We start from the raw sequence: 6,232 nt of genomic DNA, 5'->3' as shown, positions 1-6,232 counted from the left end.
CGAGTTGACGGGCCGCTTGTCGCGGTCCAGGGCGAGGGCCGGCTGCGGGCCGTGCGGGCCGTCGACCCAGTAGGCGGCGCGGAACCGGGCGGCGAGCTGGGCGGCCCACTCCCGCCACCGGTCGGCGCCCGGCCGGTCGAACGCGTCGAGCAGGGCGGCCCCGTTGATCGCGGCCTCGTGGGCGTAGCCCTGCACCTCGGCGAGGGCGATCGGCGCGTTGGCCAGGCTCCCGTCACGGAACCGGATGGCGTCGCCGGAGTCCTTCCAACCCTGGTTGGACAGCCCGTGGCCGGTGGTGTCGATGTACTCGAGCAGGCCGTCGCCGTCGGCGTCGGCGTGGTCGCGGAGCCAGCCGAGCGCGGCGTCGAGGTGCGGGAGCAGGGGTTCGATCCGCTCGGCGGACAGTCCCCAGCGCCAGGCGTCGTGCAGCAGGTTGACCCAGAGCAGGGTGGCGTCGACCGTGCCGTAGTAGGCGGGCGGCAGCCGCAGCCCCACGTCGGGCAGGCTGACCTCGCCGCGGCGCAGCTCGTGCAGGATCTTGCCGGGCTGCTCGCCGGTCGCCGGGTCGGTGCGTTGGCCCTGCCGCCGGGCCAGCACCCGCAGGGTGCCGGCGGCCAGCTCGGTGCCGAGCGGCAGCATCATCCGGGCGGCCCACAGGCTGTCGCGGCCGAAGAGGGTGAGGAACCAGGGCACGCCGGCGGCGAGGAAGACGTCGCCGGGCGCCTCGGGGTCGGCCAGCCGCAGCGCGTGCAGGTCGTCGAGGGAGCGGTGCAGCAGTCGACCGAGCCGCCGGTCGTCGGCCTGCACCTGCGGCTGGGCCCAGGTCGGCTCGGTCGGCGGGTACGCGACGACGGCGCGGGGGTCGGTGACGGTGAGCCGCCAGCGCAGGGTCCGGCTGGCCCGGGGGGCAAGGGTGACCGGCCAGCTCAGGCGGGGGGCGGTGGCGCGGTCGCCGGCGAGGTCGATCTCCGCGTCTTCGGCGGTGACGGTGACGGTGGTGCCGCCGGCCGCCCAGCCGAACTGGCCCGGCGCCGATGCCTGCGCCGCCAGGGCCTCGATGGCGAAGCCGGTCTTCACCCGCTCGATCGGGGCGAGGTCGCAGCCGAGGTCGACGGTGACGGTGGCCTGCACCGGCACGGCGGCGGTGGAGACCAGGCGGATCTCCTCGGTGAGGCCGTGCTGGTCGAGGCGACGGGTCCGCTCGACACGGACGGTCGGGTCAGCGCCAGGGTCGCCGAGCCAGCGGGCCAGACCGACGAAGCGGGTGGCATGGGCGGTGATCGGCGCGTGGCCGATCGCCTCGGGTTCACAATCGTCGACGCGCAGTTCGGCGCGGGACAGGACGCGGCTGTCGGCGTGGAAGACACCCTGGACGCCGAGCGGCCGGATCTGCCCGGCGGGGTCCCCGAGTGCACTGGTGGGAGCGAGGACGACCCCCACCAGGTCGTGCAGCAGGGGTTGCAGGTGGCGTGCAGTCACGTACGGCTCCAGGTTCGTTATGGAACGGCATCTTGACAGACGGTTCCGGGGGGTGCAGAGTCCGAAACACTCCAGCAACTTGAACGATCCAATCCTGCCCCATCCAAATTGGATCGTTCAAGCCCCAGGAAAGGCGCGATGTGGCGGAAAAGGTGACTATTGCCACGGTGGCCCGGCACGCCCGGGTCAGCCGGCAGACCGTGTCCAACGTCATCAACGCACCGCACATCGTGCGGCCGGAGACCCGGCAACGGGTACAGGAGGCAATCGTCACTCTCGGCTACCGGGCCAACCAGGCCGCGCGGCTGATGCGCACCGGCCGTTCCCGGCTGATCGCGGTGCGTATCGAACCGACCCGGGACGGCATCAACGGCTCGGTGCTCGACCGCTTCCTGCACGGCCTCACCGAGACCGCTGAGGCGGCCGGCTACCGGGTGATGCTCTACACCGCCGCCGACGACGACGGCGAGATCGCCTCGTACGGGGACCTGCTCAGCGCGTACGACCTGGACGGGTTCGTGATCACCGGCACCGACCACGGCGACCCGCGCACCGCCTGGCTGGCCGAGCGGGAGATCCCGTTCGTCACCTTCGGCCGGCCGTGGGACCACCCGCAGGCCCACAGCTGGGTCGACGTCGACGGGGCCGCCGGCACCCGGGAGGCGACCGCCCACCTCCTCGCGGCCGGCCATCTCCGGATCGGCTTCATCGGCTGGCCAGCCGGCTCCGGCGTCGGCGACGACCGGCGGGCGGGCTGGCATCGCGCCCTGCTCGGCGCGGGCGTCGACCCCGACGGGCTCGATGCCGAGACCGAGGACGGCATCGCCGAGGGCGCCCGTACGGCGCGGGAGATGCTCGGCCGGCCCACCCCACCCACCGCCCTCGTCTGCGCCAGCGACTCCCTCGCCCTCGGCGCCCTCCAGGCCCTGCGCGGGGCCGGCACCGCCGTCCCGGTGATCGGCTTCGACGACACCCCGGTTGCCGCCGCGATCGGCCTGAGCAGCGTCAGCCAACCCCTCGGCGACGCCGCCGCCCGCTGCGTCGACCTCCTCACCGACCTGCTCGACGGGCCGCACCGCGACCCGAGGCAGGTGCTGCTACGACCCGCGTTGGTCCTGCGACACCTCGCCTGACACCGTCCCTCACCTCAGGAGAAAGAACGATGACACCCCGCGTCCTCACCCGAGCTGCCGTGGCCGGCCTCACCGCCGCCGCACTCTTCGGCGCGACCGCCTGCGGCAGCGGCTTTGACGACCCCGCCGGCGAGACCACCCAGTCCACCGGGCCGGCCAGCCTGCAGATCATGATCGGCTCCTCCGGCGACGCCGAGACCAAGGCCGTGCAGGACGCCGCGGCGGCCTGGGCCACCTCCTCCGGCAACCAGGCCACCGTCGTCCCCGCCCAGGACCTGACCCAGCAGCTGGGCCAGGGCCTGGCCGGTGGCAACCCGCCGGACGTGTTCTACGTCGACGCCAGCCGGTTCGCCGACTACGCCAGCGTCGGCGCGCTCGAGCCGTACGGCGACAAGATCAGCAACGTCGGCGACTTCTACGAGAGCCTGCGCAACACCTTCACCTACGACGGCAAGCTGTACTGCGCGCCCAAGGACTTCTCCACCCTCGCCCTCCAGATCAACACCGAGCTCTGGTCGAAGGCCGGCCTGACCGACGCCGACGTGCCGACCACCTGGGAGCAGCTCACCGCCACCGCGAAGAAGATCAAGGCCAAGGGCATGGTGCCGCTGGTGCTCGGTGACACCCGGGACCGCATCGGCGCGTTCTTCGTGCAGAACGGCGGCTGGCTGCTCAGCGAGGACGGCAAGTCCGCCACCGGCGAGTCTCCGGAGAACGTGGCCGCGCTGACCCACGTCAAGCAGATGGTCACCGACGGGCTCGTCCGCTTCCCGAAGCAGCTGGACGCAGGCTGGTCCGGTGAGGCGTTCGGCAAGGGCGCTGCGGTGATGACCATCGAGGGCAACTGGATCAAGGGCGCCCTGCAGAACGACTTCCCGAACGTGAAGTACCAGGTCGTCGAGCTGCCGGCGGGACCTGCGGGCAAGGGTACGCTCTCCTTCACGCAGTGCTGGGGCATCGCGGCCAAGAGCAAGTACAAGGAGCAGGCGATCAAGTTCGTGGAGGCGATGACCAGCGGCGAGCAGCAGATCGCCTTCGCCAAGGCGTTCGGCGTCATGCCGTCCCGGGAGTCGGTGCGCGACCAGTACACCGCCGAGTTCCCCGCCGACAAGCCGTTCATCGACGGCGCCGCGTACGCCCAGGGCCCGGTGAACGCCCCGAAGATGGACAGCGTCCTGCAGGACCTCGAGGCCGGTCTGCAGGGTCTGGCCAACGGCGACCCGAAGAGCATCCTGGCCAACTTCGACAAGAACGCGAAGGCCGCGCTCGGCGGTAGCTGATCGCAGGGGGTCCCTTCCTGACCGCCTCAGGCGCGTCAGGGAGGGATCCCTCCTTCCATCTCGACCTAAGAAGGGAGTGACGATGGCGACGAACGTGCTGGCGGGAGCGGCGACCGCGACCGGCGGGCCGGGCGACCGCCGCAGGCGGGGCGGGCGCGGCGTACGCGCCAACGAGAACATCGCCGGCTGGCTGTTCGTCGCGCCGGTGATCGTCATCCTCGGGCTGTTCCTGCTGCTGCCGATCCTGATGGCGCTGTGGGTGAGCCTGACCGACTGGAACGGGCAGGGCAGTCCGTTCACCAGTCAGGTGCCGTTCGTCGGTACCGACAACTACACCCGGCTGTTCACCGAGGACGGCCTGGACCGCCGGGACTTCATGACCGCCATCCGCAACAACATCTACTACGTGGCGCTCGTCGTACCGACGCAGACGGTGCTCGCTCTCGGGCTGGCGCTGGTGGTCAACAACCGGCTGCTCAAGGGCAAGAGCTTCTTCCGTACCGCCTTCTACTTCCCGTCCGTCACCAGCTCGGTGGCGATCAGCGTGGTCTTCCTGTTCCTGTTCGCCAACTCCGGCGCGGTCAACAACCTGCTGCGGATGTTCGGCATCAACGGACCGCAGTGGTTCGCCGACTCCCGAGGCGTGCTGCACCTGCTGCTCGGTGTGGTCGGGGTGGAGAACCCGCCCGCCGCGCTGACCCAGGGCGGACCGCTCGGGCTGACCTGGTGGGAATGGTTGTCCGGTCCCAGCGTCGCGATGATGTCCATCATCACGCTGGTGATCTGGACCACCTCCGGCACGTTCATGCTGATGTTCCTCGCGGCCCTGCAGAACGTGCCGGTCACGCTGGAGGAGGCGAGCACGCTCGACGGCGCGAGCCGCTGGCAGCGGTTCCGCAATGTCACCCTGCCGATGATCAAGCCGACCACGTTCCTGGTGGTCACCCTCGGCCTGATCGGCTCCTGGCAGGTCTTCGACCAGGTGTACGTGATGAGCCAGGGCGACCCGGCCAAGACCACCCTCACCCCGGCCTATCTGTCGTACCGCACCGCGTTCCGGGACTTCGACTACGGCTCCGGTGCGGCGATCTCGTTCGTGCTGTTCCTGATCATCATCGTGCTCACCCTCGTGCAGCGCCGGGTGATGGCCGACCGGGACCCTGACCGGCCCCGCTGGGGCCGGCGGCGCCGGCGTACACCGGAAGGATCCGCGAAGTGACCGCACTGGCCGAGCGCCCGGCGACCCCCACCCGGCGGCGCGGCGACCGGGGCGCCCGCACCCTGGCCAGCCGGTTCCTCGGGTACGCCGTCCTGGTCTTCTTCTCGCTGGTCTTCCTGTACCCGTTCGTGATCCAGATCGGGAACTCGCTCAAGACCGAGCCCGACGCCGCCGCCAACCCGCTCTCGCCGATCCCCGACCAGCTGGTGCTCGACGGATTCATCCGGATCTTCACCGGCACCAACTTCCCGCTCTGGCTCGGCAACTCGCTGCTGGTAACCGTGGTCGCCACCACCGGGCGGGTCTTCTTCTGCTCGCTCGCCGGGTACGCGCTGGCCCGGCTGCGCTTCCGCGGCCGGTCGGGACTCTTCGCGGCGGCCATCGCCGTGATGGCGGTGCCGGGCGTGGTGCTGCTGATCCCCAAGTTCCTGGTGCTCAACCAGCTCGGCATCTACAACAGCTACTCCGGTCTGATCGTGCCCCTGCTCGCCGACGCCGCCGGCGTGTTCATCATGAAGCAGTTCTTCGAGTCCATCCCGGTCAGCGTGGAGGAGGCCGCTCGCATCGACGGCGCGAGCATCTTCCGCACCTTCTGGTCGGTGGTGCTGCCGATGGCGAAGCCGGCGTTGATCACCCTGACCATCCTCTCCTTCCAGGGCACCTGGAACGAGTTCCCGCACAGCCTGGTGTCGGTGCAGGATCCCAGCCTGTTCACCCTGCCCCGTGGCCTCGCCGACCTGGTCAGCGGGTCACTCGGCAAGGGCACCCAGTACCCGCTGAAGCTCGGCGCGGCGCTGCTCGCCACCATCCCCGTGGCGATCATCTTCGTCGTCTTCCAGCGCTACTTCGTCCGAGACGCCAACGACGGCTCCGACAAGGGCTGATTTCGGACCAGCATTCAGGTGTCGATGGATGCGGCCTGCCCACCAAGGAAGACGGCGACACGCCGGTCTAGTTGCTTCGTCGCGCAACCTTGATCGGGTAAACCGGGCGCCGTCCACGCGAGATCTTGGACACTTCCCGTTATCGCGTAACGGGAACTGTCCAAGTCAGCCGGTCTTTTGGGGACGCCGCGCAGGCGTGAAAATGGTGGGTAGGTCGCCCGCCGACGTCGTGAGATC

5 protein-coding genes are annotated in these 6,232 nt (G+C 70.3%); 4 read left to right on the top strand and 1 reads right to left on the bottom strand.

What is annotated here, in order from left to right:
• Positions 1 to 1,479: glycogen debranching N-terminal domain-containing protein (locus AB0M52_RS28780; RefSeq protein WP_363960146.1), on the bottom strand; the 1,479-nt coding region annotated here is incomplete at its 3' end.
• 152 nt (positions 1,480 to 1,631) lie between these two features.
• Here AB0M52_RS28780 and AB0M52_RS28775 point away from each other — a divergent pair.
• From AB0M52_RS28775 to AB0M52_RS28760, 4 genes are all read left to right on the top strand, one after another.
• Positions 1,632 to 2,612 (top strand): LacI family DNA-binding transcriptional regulator, encoded by a 981-nt coding sequence (locus AB0M52_RS28775; RefSeq protein ID WP_363960143.1) that lies wholly within the window; start codon positions 1,632 to 1,634, stop codon positions 2,610 to 2,612.
• A gap of 29 nt (positions 2,613 to 2,641) precedes the next feature.
• Positions 2,642 to 3,892 (top strand): extracellular solute-binding protein, encoded by a 1,251-nt coding sequence (locus tag AB0M52_RS28770; RefSeq protein ID WP_363960140.1) that lies wholly within the window; start codon positions 2,642 to 2,644, stop codon positions 3,890 to 3,892.
• An 82-nt stretch (positions 3,893 to 3,974) separates the two neighbouring features.
• Positions 3,975 to 5,111 carry a sugar ABC transporter permease gene (locus AB0M52_RS28765; protein WP_363960137.1) on the top strand — a complete coding sequence of 379 codons (1,137 nt, stop codon included), beginning with the start codon at positions 3,975 to 3,977 and terminating at the stop codon, positions 5,109 to 5,111.
• A complete protein-coding gene (locus tag AB0M52_RS28760; RefSeq protein ID WP_363960134.1) occupies positions 5,108 to 5,995 on the top strand; it encodes a carbohydrate ABC transporter permease in 888 nt (295 codons plus the stop codon). The genes AB0M52_RS28765 and AB0M52_RS28760 overlap by 4 nt, the downstream gene beginning before the upstream one ends.
• Positions 5,996 to 6,232: the final 237 nt, after the last annotated feature.

Source organism: Micromonospora sp. NPDC051296, assembly GCF_040682255.1.
In the GTDB taxonomy this organism is placed as follows: Bacteria; Actinomycetota; Actinomycetes; order Mycobacteriales; family Micromonosporaceae; genus Micromonospora; species Micromonospora craterilacus.
This window is presented reverse-complemented; position numbering and strand designations above follow the sequence as displayed.